Origin of the sequence: Paraburkholderia sp. GAS38, assembly GCF_050434965.1 — a bacterium.
Taxonomy (GTDB): Bacteria; Pseudomonadota; Gammaproteobacteria; order Burkholderiales; family Burkholderiaceae; genus Paraburkholderia; species Paraburkholderia phenazinium_A.
Genome location: NZ_JBNDJO010000020.1, coordinates 129,042 through 146,860 on the forward strand (window position 1 = coordinate 129,042; position 17,819 = coordinate 146,860).

Below are 17,819 nucleotides of genomic sequence, written 5' to 3' on the forward strand. Positions count from 1 at the left end.
CTTACTGCTTCGAAGTACCGACAACTTCGACTTCCACGCGACGATCCGGTGCGAGGCAGGCGATCAGTTGCTTGCGGTTCTTCTGGTTGCAGCCGGTCGTAACCGGGTTGCGCTTGCCCTTGCCTTCCGTATAGATACGGTTGGCTTCGATGCCCTTGCTGACCAGGTATGCCTTGACAGCTTGTGCACGACGCAGCGACAGACGGTCGTTGTACTTGTCCGAACCGATACGGTCCGTGTAGCCCGTTGCGACCACAACTTCCAGGTTCAGCGCGCCGATCTTCGATGCCAGATCGTCCAGCTTTTCCTTGCCAGCCGGCTTCAGGATAGCCTTGTCGAAGTCGAACAGCGCGTCAGCTTGATACGTAATCTTCTGGCTTTGGATAACCGGAGCGACCGGCGGCGGTGCCGGCGGGGTCGGTGCCTGAGCAACCAGGGCGCCATCGCACTTTGCGTTAGCGGTTGCCGGCGTCCAGAATGCATCGCGCCAGCAGAGTTCGTTCGTGCCGTTCATCCACACGTACTCGCCCGTACCGTTCACCCAGTTGTCGTTCGTAGCTTGTCGCGACGCCGGCACCGACTGTGCCATTGCGGATGCAGCCATTACTGCGGTAGCTGCAATGAACGCGAGCTTTGAAAGTTTATTCATATTTCTCCTCTCGAAATTGAGATTACCGCAGGTTTACTGCGAGCTTGTTGACGATGACAAGTCATACATTGCTCGAAGTATAACATTGGTGCGGAACAAAAAACGCGCTGTGTAGACTTCGAGCAGTGTCTAACTTCTTTGTGCGTTGGCATTTTGCCATATCGTTCCCTTCCCACGTAAAAAAATCTGCCCCCGTTCCCTACCCCTGTCCGATTGTGGTGCATCCGCAACAGAAGCGTGGGGGGAGCGGTACGCCCCGCCAGTCATGGCTGAGAGCCGAATAGGGGCCAGCATAAATCGGGCCCGCTCCTGCCTGTCCCTGGAGCCTCCCAGGCGCCCTTCGTGTGCTGCCCACTAATAGGTATACGTGCCCCCGCCGGGGGTGGATGCCTCGCGTGTTAGAATCGCGTGATGCGTTGCGCCTGCAGCGCCTACGCGAAGACGGGGTCCCGCCATCGTCTTCGCACGTAAAAGATACGGATAATGGATCAATTCGCCAAAGAGACTCTGCCAATCTCCCTAGAGGAGGAAATGCGCCGTTCGTATCTCGATTACGCGATGAGCGTGATCGTGGGGCGTGCGCTTCCCGATGTCCGCGATGGCCTGAAGCCGGTGCACCGGCGCGTGCTGTACGCGATGCACGAGCTGAACAACGACTGGAACCGAGCTTACAAGAAGTCGGCGCGTATTGTCGGCGACGTGATCGGTAAATATCACCCGCACGGCGACACGGCTGTCTACGACACGATTGTCCGGATGGCGCAGTACTTCTCCTTGCGCTATATGCTGGTGGACGGTCAGGGCAACTTCGGTTCGGTCGACGGCGACAACGCCGCGGCGATGCGGTACACCGAAATCCGCATGTCCAAGATCGGCCATGAGCTGCTCGCCGACATCGACAAGGAAACGGTCGACTTCACGCCGAACTACGACGGCAGCGAAAACGAGCCGGCTATCCTCCCGGCGCGTATTCCCAATCTGCTGATCAATGGCTCGTCCGGGATCGCGGTGGGGATGGCAACGAACATCCCGCCGCACAACCTGAACGAAATCGTCGACGCCTGTCAGCATCTGCTGAAGAACCCGGAAGCGACGATCGACGAGCTGATCGAAATCGTTCCGGGGCCCGACTTCCCGACGGCCGGCATCATCTACGGCGTGGCCGGCGTGCGCGACGGCTATCACACCGGCCGTGGCCGCGTGGTGATGCGCGCGCTCACGCACTTCGAGGAAATCGACCGCGGCCAGCGGATGGCGATCATCGTCGACGAGTTGCCGTACCAGGTGAACAAGCGCTCGCTGCTCGAGCGCATTGCCGAACTCGTCAACGAGAAGAAGCTCGAAGGCATTTCCGACATCCGCGACGAGTCCGACAAGAGCGGCATGCGGGTCGTGATCGAGTTGAAGCGTGGCGAAGTGCCCGAGGTCATCCTCAACAACCTGTACAAGGCGACCCAGCTTCAGGATACGTTCGGCATGAACATGGTCGCGCTGGTCGACGGCCAGCCGAAGCTGCTGAACCTGAAGGAAATGCTGTCCTGCTTCCTGTCGCACCGGCGGGAAGTGCTGACGCGGCGCACCGTATACGAACTGCGTAAAGCGCGCGAACGCGGTCATGTGCTGGAAGGCCTGGCGGTGGCGCTCGCCAATATCGACGAGTTCATCGCCCTCATCAAGGCTGCGCCGACTCCGCCTATCGCGAAGCAGGAGTTGATGAACCGGCCGTGGGATTCGTCGCTGGTGCGCGAAATGTTGTCGCGCGCCGAGACGGAAAACGCCTCGGCGGGCGGTCGCGAAGCGTATCGTCCGGAAGGCCTGAACCCCGCGTTCGGCATGCAGTCCGATGGCCTCTACCGTCTGTCCGACACCCAGGCTCAGGAAATCTTGCAGATGCGTCTGCAACGCCTGACCGGTCTGGAGCAGGACAAGATCATCGGCGAGTACCGCGAAGTGATGGCCCAAATCGCCGACCTGCTCGACATCCTGGCGCGCCCGGAACGCATTGCGGCGATCATCGTCGAGGAACTCACCTCGATCAAGGCCGAATTCGGCGACGCACGCCGTTCCAAGATCGAGCTGAACGCGACCGAGCTGAACACCGAAGACCTGATCACGCCGCAGGACATGGTGGTGACCATGTCGCATGCCGGTTATGTGAAATCGCAGCCGTTGTCCGAATATCGCGCCCAGAAGCGCGGAGGTCGCGGCAAACAGGCGACTTCCATGAAGGAAGACGACTGGATCGACACGCTCTTCATCGCCAACACGCACGATCACATCCTGTGCTTCTCGAACCGCGGCCGCGTCTACTGGGTCAAGGTCTACGAAGTGCCGCAGGGTTCGCGCAACTCGCGCGGCCGCCCGATCGTCAATATGTTCCCGCTGCAGGACGGCGAGAAGATCACGGTGGTCCTGCCGGTCAAGGAATTCTCGGCGGATAAATACGTGTTCATGGCCACCGCGTTAGGAACGGTAAAAAAGACGCCGCTAGAAGCCTTTAGTCGGCCGCTGCGCAAGGGTATTATTGCGGTCGGTCTGGATGATGGTGATTACCTGATCGGCGCGGCTATCACCGACGGTCAGCACGACGTGATGTTGTTCTCGGATTCGGGCAAGGCAGTGCGCTTCGACGAGAACGACGTGCGTCCGATGGGCCGGGAGGCGCGCGGCGTCCGCGGCATGCAGCTTGACGACGGGCAGCAGGTGATTGCGCTGCTGGTCGCCGGCGACGAGCAGCAGTCAGTGCTCACCGCCACGGAAAATGGCTTCGGCAAACGTACGCCGATCACTGAGTACACCCGCCACGGGCGGGGTACGAAGGGAATGATCGCGATCCAGACGTCGGAGCGCAACGGCCGTGTGGTTGCCGCCACGCTGGTGGATTCCGAGGCGCAGATCATGCTGATTACGAATACGGGCGTGCTGATTCGCACGCGCGTGTCGGAAATCCGTGAAATGGGCCGCGCAACCCAAGGTGTTACACTCATCAGTCTTGATGAAGGGACGAAGCTTTCCGGTTTGCAGCAGGTTGCTGAGGCCGAAGCTGATGTGGATGGCGACGCCGAAGGTCCCGCTGACGGTGACGAAAGCGGTGAAGAGGGCGGCGCAGCCTGATTCGCACCGGCAATCATGTACAGGGTGAACGCTGCGGGGACGCAGACTGGCGCATCGGGCCGATGCGCAGTCCACGCAGCAAGCAGTTCGACTAATTTCTCTTAGGGAGTAATGATGCAAAAAGGATTCAAACAGTTGATGTTGCTGGCTGCTTTCGTGCCGACCCTTGCAATGGCGCAGGCGCTCCAAAGCCAAACGCCGGCTCCGGCGGACAGCACGGCTGCTGCAGCGCCGGTTGATCCGGCCAAGCAGGCTGCCATCAAGGATCTGCTGGACGCGATCGACGCGCAGAAGCTCGTCGGCGCAATCGGTAACAGCGCACAAATGCAAGCCAAGCAATTGGTTCCGGCCATCCTGTCGGACGCTTTGAGCGAAAACAAGACGATGACGGACAAGCAGAAGCAAGCTTCCGTCCCGACGCTGCAGAAGAACGCTGTGCCGAAGCTGGTTGACGCGGCAGGCCAGGTCTTCGCAACGGATGGCTTCCGTCAGGACGCAATGCAAGCTCAGTACGACGCTTACGCGAAGTACTATTCGACGTCGGAAATCAAAGATCTGACGGCGTTCTACAAGAGCCCGACGGGCCGCAAGTTCATCCAGGTCCAGGACCAGGTTGGCCGCGACGTCGTGAACGGTCTGATGCAAAAGTACATGCCGCAATCGATCAAGGCAACGCGCGCTCAAGCTGACCAGGAAGTCGCTTCGGTCAAGCCGGCCAAGTAAGCAGGTCGATCGGGCTTTGCTGATGCCGGGCTAACCGGCCGGCCACAGGCGCCTCGCGGCGCCCGGGTTTGGCGGGGTAGCGGTGTCAATGCGATAATGGCCGTTTGCGCACACGCGCAGACGGCCATTTTCTTTTCGGGCGCGAATTCGCAACGGTGATTCGTTGCGCGCCCGCTTCAGGGGTTTCACGATGCGCGTCTTTAATTTCTCGGCCGGACCTGCGGCCATGCCCGAAGAAGTGCTGCGCCTCGCCGCCGACGAGATGCTCGACTGGCACGGCAGCGGCATGAGCGTGATGGAAATGAGCCATCGCGGCAAAGAGTTCATGTCGATTCACGAGGAAGCGCTGACCGATCTGCGCGACCTGCTCGACGTGCCTGCCAGCCATCGCATTCTGTTTTTGCAGGGCGGCGGTCTGGGCGAGAACGCCATCGTGCCGCTGAACCTGTTCGGTTCGAAGCCGCGCGCCGATTTCGTGGTGACGGGTTCCTGGTCGCAGAAATCGTTCAAGGAAGCGCAAAAGTACGGCAGCGTGCATCTGGCCGCGAGCGGTGAAACTGCCGACGGCTTTACACGCGCCCCGGCGCGCGCCGAGTGGCAATTGTCCGACGATCCTGCCTACGTGCATCTGTGCACGAACGAGACGATCCACGGCGTCGAAACCTTCGAAATTCCCGACCTCGGCGACGTTCCGCTGGTGGCCGACGCGTCGTCGCATATCCTCTCGCGTCCCATGGATATCGCCAAATATGGCGTACTGTACGGCGGTGCCCAGAAGAACATCGGCATGGCCGGCGTCACCGTGGTGATCGTGCGCGAGGACATGCTGGACCGCGCGATGAGCGTGTGCCCGTCCGCGTTCGAGTGGAAAACCGTCGCCGCCAACAATTCGATGTACAACACGCCGCCCACGTACGCGATCTACATCGCCGGGCTCGTGTTCAAGTGGCTGAAGAAGCAGGGCGGCCTGACCGCCATGGAAGCGCGCAACATCGAGAAGTCGAAGCTCCTCTACGACGCCATCGATGCAAGCAGCTTCTACCTGAACAAGATTGAACGCACTTCGCGCTCGCGGATGAACGTACCGTTCTTCCTCGCCGACGAAGCGCGCAACGAAGATTTCCTGGCCGGTGCGAAAGCGCGCGGGCTGGTGCAGCTGAAGGGCCACAAGTCCGTCGGCGGCATGCGGGCGTCGATTTACAACGCGGTGCCGCTCGAAGGCGTTAAAGCGCTCGTCGAGTACATGAAGGAATTCGAACAGCGCAGCGCCTGAGCCTCAGGCGCGGGCATCCCTTCCCGCAGTTTCCCGGCAGAGCCGTTTCACGCATGGACGACGAACTTAATACACGACTTAAACCGCTGCGCGAGCGTATTGACGCGCTCGATGCACAACTCATCGCGCTGCTGAACCAGCGGGCCGCGGTTGCGCTCGAGGTTGGCGAAGTCAAGAAGCATTTCAACGCGCCGGTGTTCCGGCCGGAGCGCGAGCAGCAGGTGATCGCGCGTCTGCAGGACATGAGCGACGGGCCGCTCGCCAGCGAGCACATCAGTGCGATCTGGCGCGAAATCATGGCCGCCAGCCGCGCGCTCGAAAAGACCATCAAGGCCGCGTATCTCGGCCCGGCGGGCACCTATAGCGAACAGGCGATGCACGAGTACTTCGGTCAGTCGATCGAAGGCCTGCCGTGTCCGTCCATCGATGAAGTCTTCCGTTCGGTCGAAGCGGGTGCCGCCGAATTCGGCGTGGTGCCCATCGAGAACTCGACCGAAGGCGCGGTCTCGCGCACGCTGGACCTGCTGTTGCAAACGCAGTTGCTGATCGGTGGCGAACTTGCTTTGCCGATCCACCACAATCTGCTGACGCTCAACGGCGACCTGAGTGGCGTGACGCGCGTTTGCGCGCATCCGCAGGCGCTTGCGCAATGCCAGGGCTGGCTCGCGTCGAACGCGCCGCATCTGGAGCGGCAGGCGGTGGCGAGCAATGCCGAAGGCGCGCGAATCGCCGCGGCCGATCCAACCGTGGCAGCGATCGCCGGCGATCGCGCAGCGATCCACTACGGCCTGCAGGTCGCGCACGCGCTGATCCAGGACGACCCGCACAACCGCACGCGTTTCGTGATGATCGGCAAGGAGCCGACCGGTGTGAGCGGTAGCGATCTGACCTCGCTGATCGTCTCGGTGGCGAATGAGCCGGGCGCGATGTTCAAGCTGCTCGAGCCGCTGGCTCGGCATGGCGTGTCGATGACGCGTTTCGAGTCGCGTCCGGCCCGTGTCGGGACGTGGGAGTACTACTTCTACATCGACGTCGAAGGACACCGGGACGATGCGTCCGTCACGGCGGCGCTCGCCGAGCTCGGTCAGAAGGCTGAATTCCTGAAGATCCTCGGCTCGTACCCGCGGGCGCGCTGATCCGTCTGCCTGGCCCTTTTCGTCGAACCTCATTCATTACTTCAATTAGTCGAACCGGAGATATTCATGACAACGCCTTTCGGTCCTTCCTATGTGCGCGCGATTGCGCCTTATATCGCCGGTAAGCCGATTTCGGAAGTGGCCCGCGAGTTTGGCCTCGACGAGGCGAGCATTGTGAAACTTGCGTCGAACGAGAATCCGCTGGGCATGCCGGAGTCGGCGCAGCGCGCCCTGGCGCAGGCTGCGAGCGAACTGGGTCGCTATCCGGACGCCAACGCGTTCGAACTGAAGGCGGCGTTGAGCGCGCGCTATGACGTCCCGGCCGACTGGGTCACGCTCGGCAACGGCAGCAACGACATTCTCGAAATCGCGGCGCATGCGTTTGTCGAAAAGGGCCAGTCGATCGTCTACTCCGAGTATTCGTTTGCCGTGTATGCGCTGGCAACCCAGGGGCTGGGCGCGCGCGCCATCGTCGTGCCGGCGGTCAAGCACGGCCACGACCTTGACGCGATGCTCGCGGCCATCACCGACGACACCCGTCTCGTGTTCGTCGCCAATCCGAACAACCCCACTGGCACCTTCATCGAGGGCCCGGCGCTCGAGGCATTTCTCGACAAGGTGCCGCGCAACGTCGTGGTGGTGCTGGACGAGGCGTACACGGAATATCTGGCGCCGGAAAAGCGCTACGACTCGATCGCATGGGTGCGCCGCTATCCGAACCTGCTCGTGTCGCGCACGTTCTCGAAAGCGTTTGGCCTCGCCGGTTTGCGCGTCGGCTTCGCGATTGCCCAGCCGGAGCTGACCGATCTGCTGAATCGCCTGCGCCAGCCGTTCAACGTCAATACGCTGGCCCAGGCTGCTGCGATCGCTGCCCTGAACGACAAGGCTTTCCTGGAAAAGACCGCGGCACTCAATGCGCAGGGCTATCGTTTTTTGACGGAAGCGTTCGACCGGCTCGGCCTCGAGTATGTGCCGTCGTTCGGCAACTTCGTCCTTGTGCGTGTCGGCCAGGACGACGGCGCCGGCAATCGCGTCAATCTCGCGTTGCTCAAGCAGGGCGTGATCGTGCGTCCGGTGGGCAACTACGGTCTGCCGCAATGGCTGCGCATTACGATCGGCCTGCCGGCAGAAAACGAAGCATTTATCGCCGCGCTCGAAAAGACGCTCGCGTCTGCCTGAGCGGTGCAAGCGCGCTCGAACCGAGCGTGAGATTTTGACCCGCGCGCCAGCGTTTTTCACGCGATGGCGCGCTTTTTCCTGTGATCGACGTGGCCGGGTTTTCTTTTAACAAGCTGGTGATTTTAGGTGTCGGCCTGATCGGCGGTTCGCTGGCGCGCGGATTGCGCGAGCGCGGCGACGTGGCCGGTGCGCGCGCCGTGATCGGGGTAGGGCGCACGCCCGCGTCGATCGCGCGCGCGCTCGAACTGGGGGTGGTGGACGCCGCTGTGGCGTTGAGCGACGACGCGGCGTTGCAGGCCGCGCTCGCCGGCGCGGACTATGTGTTGCTGGCGGCGCCGGTTGCGCAGACCCAACCGTTGCTCGAGCGGATCGCGCCGTTTCTCGAAGCCTCCACCATCGTCACCGACGCGGGCAGCACCAAGTCCGACGTGGTCGCCGCGGCGCGTGCCGCGCTCGGCGAGCGGGTCGGGCAATTCGTGCCGGGGCATCCGATTGCCGGGCGCGAATCGAGCGGCGCGGATGCCGCGCTGCCCGATCTCTATGAAGGCCGCAACGTCGTGTTGTGCGCGTTGCCCGACAATCCGCCTGACGTGGTGGAGCGCGTCGCCGCGATGTGGCGCGCCACCGGCGCGACGGTGCACGAGATGACGCCGGAGCAGCATGACCGCGTGCTGGCGTCGGTGAGCCATTTGCCGCATTTGCTCTCGTTTGCGCTGGTCGAGCAGATCCTGAACTCGCCTGACGCGGCGCTGAAGTTTTCTTTCGCCGCGGGCGGCTTCCGCGATTTCACGCGGATTGCCGCGTCGAGTCCGGAAATGTGGCGGGACATCTGCGTCGCCAACCGTGCTGCGCTGCTCGATGAACTGGACGCCTACACGGCGGTGCTCGCGCGCCTGCGCGCGGCCGTCGAGGCCGCGGACGGCGCCGCGCTCGAGGCGGTGTTCGCCCGCTCCCGCGTCGCGCGTACCGAATGGCAGGAGCAGCGCGCCAACGTCAGCGCTGCCGCCGACCCCGCGAAATAACCGGAAACTGGACTCAATCATGGAATACCTCGATCTCGGACCGTTTTCCCGTGCGTCCGGCACGATTCGCCTGCCTGGCTCGAAGAGCATTTCGAACCGCGTCCTGCTGCTCGCGGCACTGGCTGAGGGCGAAACCACCATCACCAATCTGCTCGACTCCGACGACACGCGCGTGATGCTCGACGCGCTCGAAAAGCTCGGCGTCAAGCTGAAGCGCGAGGGCGACGAGTGCGTCGTATCCGGCACACGCGGCGCGTTCACGGCAAGAACCGCGGACCTGTTCCTCGGCAACGCCGGCACGGCTGTGCGGCCGTTGACGGCAGCGCTTGCGGTCAACGGCGGCGACTACCGTGTGCACGGCGTGCCGCGCATGCATGAGCGGCCGATCGGCGACCTGGTCGACGGTCTGCGGCAGATCGGGGCGAAGATCGACTACGAGGAAAACGACGGCTTTCCGCCGCTGCGGATTCGTCCGGCCAAGATCGCCGTCGAAGCGCCGATCCGCGTGCGCGGCGACGTGTCGAGCCAATTCCTGACCGCCCTGCTGATGACGCTGCCGTTGTTGCGCACGGACAGCGGCGTGACGATCGTTCAGGTGGACGGCGAGCTGATTTCGAAGCCTTATATCGAGATCACGATCAAGCTGATGGAGCGCTTCGGCATCAAGGTCGAACGCCACGGCTGGCACCAGTTCACCGTGCCGGCCGGCCAGCGCTACCAGTCGCCGGGCAGGATCATGGTGGAGGGCGATGCGTCGACCGCTTCGTATTTCCTTGCCGCCGGCGTGCTCGGCGGCGGTCCGCTGCGGGTGGAAGGGGTCGGACGGGCCAGCATCCAGGGCGACGTCGGTTTTGCCGACGCGCTGATCCGGATGGGGGCGAACGTGACGATGGGCGAAGACTGGATCGAAGTGCGCGGCATTGGCCACGATCATGGCAAGCTGGAACCGATCGACATGGATTGCAACCTGATTCCGGATGCCGCGATGACGATTGCCGTCGCCGCGCTGTTCGCCGATGGCACGACCACGCTGCGCAACATCGCCAGCTGGCGCGTCAAGGAAACCGACCGGCTGGCGGCCATGGCGACCGAGTTGCGCAAGGTCGGCGCCAAGGTCACCGAGGGCGAGGACTACATTGCTGTGACGCCGCCCGAGAAACTGACGCCGAACGCCGCGATCGACACCTACGACGACCACCGCATGGCGATGTGCTTTTCGCTGGTGAGTCTCGGCGGGGTGCCGGTGCGGATCAACGATCCGAAATGCGTCGGCAAAACCTTCCCGGACTATTTCGAGCGCTTCATGGCGCTGGCCCAACCCTGATTCGACCTGAACCGACCTGACGTGCGACTTTTTCGATGAAACCGACCCGTCCCTTTCACCAGACGCCCGTCATTACGATCGACGGCCCGACCGCCTCCGGCAAAGGCACCGTGGCCGCGCTGGTCGCCGCCAATCTCGGCTTCCACCTGCTCGATAGCGGCGCACTGTACCGGCTCGCCGCGCTGGCGAGCGTCCGTTACAGCATTGCGGCGGACGACGCCGAGTCCCTTGCGAAGCTGATCGACGACCTCCATATCACCTTCCGCGAGGGGCTCGCCCAGCTCGACGGCGTGGATGTATCGAGCGAGATTCGCGCCGAAGAAATCGGCAAACGGGCCTCCGCCATCGCCGTCCACGCTCCCGTGCGAGCCGCGCTGGTGGCCCGTCAGCGGGCTTTCCGCAAGGAGCCGGGACTGGTCGCCGACGGCCGCGACATGGGCACGGTGATCTTCCAGGACGCGGCCCTCAAGGTGTTTCTGACGGCCAGCGCCGAGGCCCGTGCCGTCCGGCGACATAAGCAATTGATCCAAAAAGGTTTTTCTGCTAATATAGATGACTTGCTCCGGGATTTGCGTGAACGCGACGAGCGCGACAGTCAGCGCGCGGCCGCGCCGCTCAAGCCTGCAGCGGATGCGAAGCTGCTCGATACCTCCGCATTGTCGGTCGACCAGGCGGTCGATCAGGTCGTGCAGTGGTACCAGGCGCTTCTTCCGGCCACATGAAAGTGCGGCTCGGGCATCAACCGTATCAAGTAGCAAGCAGTGAAAGCAGTCTGTTGTCGTGTAGGTGCTCCGCGATCGTCGTGGAGCGTGTATTAACCCTTTAACCCCGCGTGGGATTCGCACCTCGCCGAAATTGCTGACCGTCCGGCCAGCCGGGCACGCGAGAACCATGCAAATTTTGATTTTTATGTCCGACCTGCAAACTTCCAACCCGAATACCGAATCTTTTGCGGCTCTGTTCGAAGAGTCGCTGACCAAGCAAGACATGCGCGCCGGCGAAGTGATCTCCGCCGAAGTCGTGCGCGTTGACCACAACTTCGTGGTCGTCAACGCTGGTCTCAAGTCCGAAGCCTACATCCCGCTCGAAGAGTTCCTGAACGACGCGGGCGAGGTAGAAGTGCAGGCGGGCGACTTCGTTTCCGTCGCGATCGACGCGCTGGAAAACGGCTATGGCGACACCATCCTGTCGCGCGACAAGGCGAAGCGCCTGGCTTCGTGGCTGTCGCTGGAAAAGGCCCTCGACAACAACGAACTCGTGACCGGCACGATCACGGGCAAGGTCAAGGGCGGCATGACCGTCATGGTCAACGGCATCCGCGCGTTCCTGCCGGGTTCGCTGGTTGACACGCGTCCGGTCAAGGACACGACCCCGTACGAAGGCAAGACGCTGGAATTCCGCGTCATCAAGCTCGACCGCAAGCGTAACAACGTCGTGCTGTCGCGCCGTGCCGTGATCGAAGCCACGCAAGGCGAAGAGCGCGCAAAGCTGCTCGAAACGCTGAAGGAAGGCGCGATCGTGGAAGGCGTGGTGAAGAACATCACGGACTACGGCGCATTCGTGGACCTCGGCGGTATCGACGGCCTGCTGCACATCACCGACATCGCATGGCGTCGTGTGCGTCACCCGAGCGAAGTGCTGTCGGTTGGCCAGGAAGTCACCGCGAAGATCCTCAAGTTCGATCAAGAGAAGAACCGCGTTTCGCTGGGTATCAAGCAACTGGGCGACGATCCGTGGGAAGGCATTTCCCGCCGTTACCCGTCGGGCACGCGCCTGTTCGGTAAGGTCACCAACATCACCGACTACGGCGCATTCGTCGAAGTCGAATCGGGCATCGAAGGCCTGGTTCACGTGTCGGAAATGGACTGGACGAACAAGAACGTTGCACCGTCGAAGGTTGTGCAGCTGGGCGACGAAGTCGAAGTCATGGTTCTCGAAATCGACGAAGACCGCCGCCGTATCAGCCTCGGCATGAAGCAATGCAAGCCGAACCCGTGGGACGACTTCAGCCGCAACTTCAAGAAGGGCGACAAGCTGCAAGGCGCAATCAAGTCGATCACCGACTTCGGCGTCTTCATCGGTCTGCCTGGCGGCATCGACGGTCTGGTTCACCTGTCGGACCTGTCGTGGAGCGAAACGGGCGAAGAAGCGGTTCGCAAGTACAAGAAGGGCGACGAAGTGGAAGCGATCGTTCTCGGCATCGACGTCGAGAAGGAACGCATTTCGCTGGGTATCAAGCAGCTCGAAGGCGACCCGTTCAGCAACTTCGTTGCAATGAACGACAAGGGTTCGATCGTCGACGGCGTGGTCAAGACGGTAGACGCGAAGGGTGCTGTGGTTCAGCTGTCGGCAGAAGTCGAAGGCTACCTGCGCGCTTCGGAAATCGCACAAGACCGCGTGGAAGATGCTCGCAACGTGCTGAAGGAAGGCGACAAGGTCAACGCGATGATCATCAACATCGATCGCAAGTCGCGTGGTATCAACCTGTCCGTCAAGGCTAAGGACTCGGCTGAGCAACAGGAAGCGATTCGCGGCCTGGCTTCGTCGGATTCCAGCTCGGCTGCCACCGGCACGACGAACCTCGGCGCGCTGTTGAAGGCCAAGCTCGACGGCCAGAACCAGTAAGCCTTGAGTTTTCTTGAGAGGTCTGCTGCAGTATGACCAAATCGGAATTGGTCGCCCAGCTGGCTACGCGATTTCCGCAGCTTGTACTTAAAGATGCGGATTTCGCGGTGAAGACGATGCTTGATGCGATGTCGGAGGCGCTTGCCAACGGCCATCGCATTGAAATTCGTGGCTTCGGCAGCTTCGGCCTCAATCGTCGTCCCTCCCGTGTCGGACGCAATCCGAAGTCGGGCGAGAAGGTGCTGGTACCCGAGAAGTACGTACCGCACTTCAAGCCCGGCAAGGAATTGCGCGAGCGGGTAGATCGACGTTCGGGCGAGCCGCTGAAGGCTGAAGAGCCGGATGACGACGACCTGTAAATGTTCCGCTGTGCGGTTCGCAGCGTGGCATTGGTAGCGTCAGCGGCCAAAGCCAGACGGCAAAAGACCAGAAAAAGCGCCTTCGGGCGCTTTTTTTTCGTCTACGCTCCGGCGCTCCGCCGGGGGAGCACGCCGGAGACGCTCAGGTTACCCGGCAACTGCCTTTTTGCCGGGTGGAAGATCCGCGCGGCGCGAGACGCCATGCAAACCGGGCGGTAAACCCCACGTAAGCGCATCCAGACGCCTTGTTCCTGCCCACTCGCTGGGCCTTCCATTACAATACGGGTCACTTCGGCGCGGGCGACACCATGGCGCGACGCGCGTCATCAAGCCGGCGTCATACCCGCAACTGCCGTCAAGAGACCTTATTCATGAAATTTATCGTCTGGCTGATCCGCGTTCTGGTGTTCGTGCTGCTGCTGGTGCTCGCACTCTCCAACACGCAAACCGCTACGCTGAATTTCCTGGCCGGCTACGCATGGTCCGCCCCGCTGATCCTCATCGGCCTCGCGTTCTTTGTGGTCGGTTTGCTGGCCGGGCTGGTGTCGGCGGTGCCGGCGCTGTTTCGGCTGCGGCTCGAAAACGGCCGCCTGAAGCGTGAGCTGCGCGTGGCGCGCGAGGCCCCGGTGGTGGTCGAGCAACCGCCGCTGCCGCCGCTGATCTAGGTTTTCCCATGCCGTGTGCCCGAGGCACGCGGCTTTCGTTTCTGTACTCCCGATCAATCGCATGGATCTAGACTTCTGGTGGCTGCTGGTCATTCCCGTCGCTTTCGCGTTCGGCTGGATGGCCGCGCGCTACGACCTCAAGACGCTGCTGTCCGAGAGCGCCAACCTGCCGCGTTCGTATTTCCGCGGCCTCAATTTCCTGCTCAATGAGCAACCGGACCAGGCTATCGATGCGTTCATCGAGGTCGTCAAGCTCGACCCGGAAACCATCGAGCTGCATTTCGCGCTGGGCAATCTGTTCCGCCGCCGCGGCGAGACGGACCGCGCGATTCGCGTGCATCAGAACCTGCTGAGCCGTGCCGACCTGCCGGTCAAGGAGCGCGATCATGCGGCCTATGAGCTGGGGCAGGACTTCCTGAAGGCGGGCCTGCTGGACCGCGCGGAAGAGACCTTCCGCTCGCTCGAGGCCGGTGAGCATGCATTGGGCGCCCAGCGCGCGCTGCTCACCATCTATGAGATCGAGAAGGACTGGCACAAGTCGATCGACACCGCGCGTCACCTCGAAACAATGGGCGCCGAGTCGCTGGACAAGGAAATCGCCCAGTTCCACTGTGAACTGGCGCAGGAAGCACTCCAGCAAAAGAAGCCCGATGAGGCTCGCCACCAGTTGCATCTGGCGTTGAAGGCCAACTCGCAAAGCGTGCGCGCGACCATCCTGTTCGGCGATGTGGACATGGTGGGCGGCGCGCCGGAGGCTGCAATCGCGCATTGGCTGAAAGTCGAGGAGCAAAACTCCTCGTATTTGCCGCTGGTGGCCGAAAAGCTGATGAAAGCGTATGAAGCGCTCGGGCGCCCGGAGGACGGGGCGGATCTGCTGACGAGCTGGGTCGACCGCTACCCTTCGAACGATCTGCTGGACGTGGCCTACCAGCACGTCGCGGCCCTGCGCGGGCAGGATGCGGCGCACGCACTCGCACGCTCGCAGATGCAGAAGTCGCCGAACCTCGCCGGCATGACGCGGCTGCTCGAAGCGCAGCAGGCGAGCGCGGAGGAGCCGCGCCGCAGCGAACTGGAACTGATGCGTACGCTGATCAAGCAGCGCACCAAAAATCTGCCACGATATACGTGCCAGAATTGCGGTTTCCGGGCACGTCTTTTCTATTGGCAGTGTCCGGGTTGCAGTGGGTGGGAAACCTATGCACCGCGGCGCGTCGAGCCGATCGCAGCGTCAAGCTGAGCGGCGCGTCATGACCGCGCAACGCCACGCCGGAGTGTGGCGGCCGTTGCAGCATGCATGGGCTGTTCGTATACGGCAGTCAGCGCCGGATTCAATGCCGGAAATCCTCACCGGAACCCATTAGCGGAACGCGTATGAAAATCACCATTATCGGCACGGGCTATGTCGGCCTTGTCACTGGCGCGTGCCTTGCCGAAATCGGCCACGACGTTTTCTGTCTGGATGTCGATCCGCGCAAGATCGAGATTCTGAACAACGGCGGCGTCCCGATTCACGAACCTGGGTTGCAGGAAATCATCGCCCGCACCCGGGCCGCGCGGCGCATCACGTTTTCGACGGATGTCGAAGCGAGCGTGGCGCACGGCGAGGTCCAGTTCATCGCGGTCGGCACGCCGCCCGATGAAGACGGCTCGGCCGATCTGCAATACGTTCTCGAAGCGGCGCGCAATATCGGCCGCACGATGAACGGCTTCAAGGTGATCGTCGACAAGTCGACGGTCCCGGTCGGCACCGCGCAACGCGTGCGCGCTGTCGTGGAAGAAGAGCTGACGAAGCGCGGTCTCGGCGAGAGCGAGCAGCATCGCTTCTCGGTCGTCTCGAACCCGGAGTTCCTGAAAGAAGGCGCGGCGGTCGACGACTTCATGCGCCCCGACCGCATCGTGCTCGGCCATGACGAAGACGACGCCGGCATGCGTGCGCGCGAGCTGATGAAGCGTCTGTACGCGCCGTTTAACCGCAATCACGAACGCACGCTCTACATGGACGTGCGCTCGGCGGAATTCACCAAGTATGCGGCGAACGCCATGCTCGCCACGCGCATCTCGTTCATGAACGAGATGGCGAACCTCGCGGATCGCGTCGGGGCGGATATCGAAGCGGTACGCCGCGGGATCGGCTCCGACCCGCGCATCGGCTATCACTTCCTGTACGCCGGCTGCGGCTATGGCGGATCGTGCTTCCCGAAGGATGTGCAGGCCCTCGTGCGCACCGCCAGCGAGAGCGGCCACAACCTGCGCATTCTCGAAGCGGTCGAAGCGGTGAATCACGAGCAGAAGGAAGTGCTTGTGCGCAAGATTGCCGGCAAGCTCGGCGAGGATCTGAGCGGCCGCACCTTCGCCGTGTGGGGCCTCGCGTTCAAGCCGAACACCGACGATATGCGCGAAGCGCCGAGCCGGCGCATCATCGCCGAGCTGCTGGCGCGCGGCGCCAACGTGCGGGCGTACGATCCGGTCGCCATCACCGAAGCGCGCCGCGTTTTCGCGATCGACCTGCACGATGCGCCCGAACACCTGTCGCGTCTGCACTTCACGAGCACCCAGAACGAGACCCTCGTCGGCGCCGACGCGCTGGTGATCGTCACCGAATGGAAGGAGTTCAAGAGCCCGGACTTCGTGCATCTGAAATCGGTGCTGAAGACGCCGCTGATCTTCGACGGCCGCAACCTCTACGAACCGGAAGCGATGACCGAACTGGGCATCGATTACCACTCGATTGGACGTCCCTATGCCCAACCCACCGAACTCCCAGCCGATGCCTGAGACCACCCTCAACGAAACCGCCGTGTCCGCTCCCGGGGCCGTCGCCGTGCCGCGTGAGCGGCTCGCCGGAGCCCGGGTGCTGGTGGTCGGCGATGTGATGCTCGACCGTTACTGGTTCGGCGACGTCAACCGTATTTCGCCGGAAGCGCCGGTGCCTGTGGTACACGTGCAGAAGCAGGAAGACCGGCTGGGCGGCGCGGCGAACGTCGCACGCAACGCGGTCGCGCTCGGCGCGCAGGCGGGGCTGCTCTGCGTGGTCGGACACGACGAGCCCGGCGAGCGCATCGTCCAGTTGCTCGACGATAGCGGTGTGGTGCCGCATCTGGAGCGCGACCCGGCCTTGCTGACCACGATCAAGCTGCGCGTGCTGTCGCGTCAGCAACAGTTGCTGCGGGTCGATTTCGAGAATACTCCGACGCACGAAGTGCTGCTCGCCAGCCTCGCACGCTTTGACGAGTTGCTGCCCGCTCACGACGTGATCCTGATGTCCGATTACGCCAAAGGCGGCCTGACGCACGTCACGAAAATGATCGCGAAGGCGCATGCGGCAGGCAAGCCGGTGCTGGTGGATCCGAAGGGCGACGATTGGGAGCGCTACCGTGGCGCGACCCTGATCACGCCGAATCGCGCCGAGTTGCGCGAGGTGGTCGGGCAATGGAAGTCGGAAGACGATCTGATTGCGCGCGTGACGAAGCTGCGCACCGAACTCGAATTCAAGGCGCTGCTGCTGACGCGCTCGGAAGAAGGCATGACGCTCTTCTCGGACGACGGCATCCTGCACGCTTCGGCCGTGGCACGCGAAGTGTATGATGTCTCGGGTGCCGGCGACACCGTGATCGCCACGCTCGCCGTGATGCTCGGCGCGGGCCTGTCGCTTGTCGATGCGGTGGCGCTGGCGAATCGCGCGGCCGGCATCGTGGTCGGCAAGCTCGGCACCGCTACCGTCGACTACGACGAACTCTTTCTCTAATGCCG

General features: G+C 62.6%; 15 protein-coding genes. 14 read left to right on the forward strand and 1 reads right to left on the reverse strand.

Annotated elements, in window-relative coordinates; genetic code table 11:
* Position 1: 1 nt before the first annotated feature.
* Complete coding sequence (ompA, locus tag P3T42_RS34150) at positions 2–649, reverse strand: outer membrane protein OmpA (protein WP_074300402.1); 648 nt, start codon at positions 647–649, stop codon at positions 2–4.
* Positions 650–1,132: 483 nt separating this feature from the next.
* On the opposite strand from ompA, the gene gyrA reads away from it, so the two are divergent.
* The 14 genes from gyrA (at position 1,133) to rfaE1 (ending at position 17,814) form a co-directional block, all read left to right on the forward strand.
* A complete protein-coding gene (gene gyrA, locus P3T42_RS34155; RefSeq protein ID WP_074300401.1) occupies positions 1,133–3,763 on the forward strand; it encodes a DNA gyrase subunit A in 2,631 nt (876 codons plus the stop codon).
* A gap of 114 nt (positions 3,764–3,877) precedes the next feature.
* Positions 3,878–4,486: a DUF2059 domain-containing protein gene (locus tag P3T42_RS34160; protein ID WP_074301724.1), complete on the forward strand. Its 609-nt coding sequence runs from the start codon at positions 3,878–3,880 to the stop codon at positions 4,484–4,486.
* A 190-nt stretch (positions 4,487–4,676) separates the two neighbouring features.
* On the forward strand, positions 4,677–5,759 hold the full coding sequence (gene serC / locus P3T42_RS34165; protein WP_429308478.1) for a 3-phosphoserine/phosphohydroxythreonine transaminase: 1,083 nt from the start codon (positions 4,677–4,679) through the stop codon (positions 5,757–5,759).
* Between the two features lie 53 nt (positions 5,760–5,812).
* Positions 5,813–6,895, forward strand: a complete 1,083-nt coding sequence (gene pheA / locus P3T42_RS34170) for a prephenate dehydratase (RefSeq protein WP_429308479.1) — start codon at positions 5,813–5,815, stop codon at positions 6,893–6,895.
* A gap of 66 nt (positions 6,896–6,961) precedes the next feature.
* Positions 6,962–8,074, forward strand: coding sequence for a histidinol-phosphate transaminase (gene hisC, locus P3T42_RS34175; RefSeq protein ID WP_429308480.1), 1,113 nt, complete (start codon positions 6,962–6,964; stop codon positions 8,072–8,074).
* A gap of 80 nt (positions 8,075–8,154) precedes the next feature.
* On the forward strand, positions 8,155–9,096 hold the full coding sequence (locus P3T42_RS34180) for a prephenate dehydrogenase (RefSeq protein WP_429308481.1): 942 nt from the start codon (positions 8,155–8,157) through the stop codon (positions 9,094–9,096).
* Between the two features lie 19 nt (positions 9,097–9,115).
* Positions 9,116–10,420 (forward strand): 3-phosphoshikimate 1-carboxyvinyltransferase, encoded by a 1,305-nt coding sequence (gene aroA / locus P3T42_RS34185; protein ID WP_074300396.1) that lies wholly within the window; start codon positions 9,116–9,118, stop codon positions 10,418–10,420.
* Positions 10,421–10,455: 35 nt separating this feature from the next.
* On the forward strand, positions 10,456–11,142 hold the full coding sequence (cmk, locus tag P3T42_RS34190; RefSeq protein ID WP_429308482.1) for a (d)CMP kinase: 687 nt from the start codon (positions 10,456–10,458) through the stop codon (positions 11,140–11,142).
* A 169-nt stretch (positions 11,143–11,311) separates the two neighbouring features.
* On the forward strand, positions 11,312–13,045 hold the full coding sequence (gene rpsA, locus P3T42_RS34195) for a 30S ribosomal protein S1 (RefSeq protein ID WP_028200080.1): 1,734 nt from the start codon (positions 11,312–11,314) through the stop codon (positions 13,043–13,045).
* Between the two features lie 32 nt (positions 13,046–13,077).
* Entirely contained in the window at positions 13,078–13,404 is a 327-nt protein-coding gene (locus P3T42_RS34200) for an integration host factor subunit beta (RefSeq protein WP_074300394.1), read from the forward strand.
* Positions 13,405–13,775: 371 nt separating this feature from the next.
* Positions 13,776–14,069, forward strand: a complete 294-nt coding sequence (locus P3T42_RS34205) for a LapA family protein (RefSeq protein ID WP_074300393.1) — start codon at positions 13,776–13,778, stop codon at positions 14,067–14,069.
* A 61-nt stretch (positions 14,070–14,130) separates the two neighbouring features.
* Positions 14,131–15,306: a lipopolysaccharide assembly protein LapB gene (lapB, locus tag P3T42_RS34210; protein ID WP_074300392.1), complete on the forward strand. Its 1,176-nt coding sequence runs from the start codon at positions 14,131–14,133 to the stop codon at positions 15,304–15,306.
* A 134-nt stretch (positions 15,307–15,440) separates the two neighbouring features.
* Positions 15,441–16,844, forward strand: a complete 1,404-nt coding sequence (locus tag P3T42_RS34215; protein WP_429308483.1) for a UDP-glucose dehydrogenase family protein — start codon at positions 15,441–15,443, stop codon at positions 16,842–16,844.
* Complete coding sequence (rfaE1, locus tag P3T42_RS34220) at positions 16,810–17,814, forward strand: D-glycero-beta-D-manno-heptose-7-phosphate kinase (protein WP_074300390.1); 1,005 nt, start codon at positions 16,810–16,812, stop codon at positions 17,812–17,814. The genes P3T42_RS34215 and rfaE1 overlap by 35 nt, the downstream gene beginning before the upstream one ends.
* Positions 17,815–17,819 lie beyond the last annotated feature (5 nt).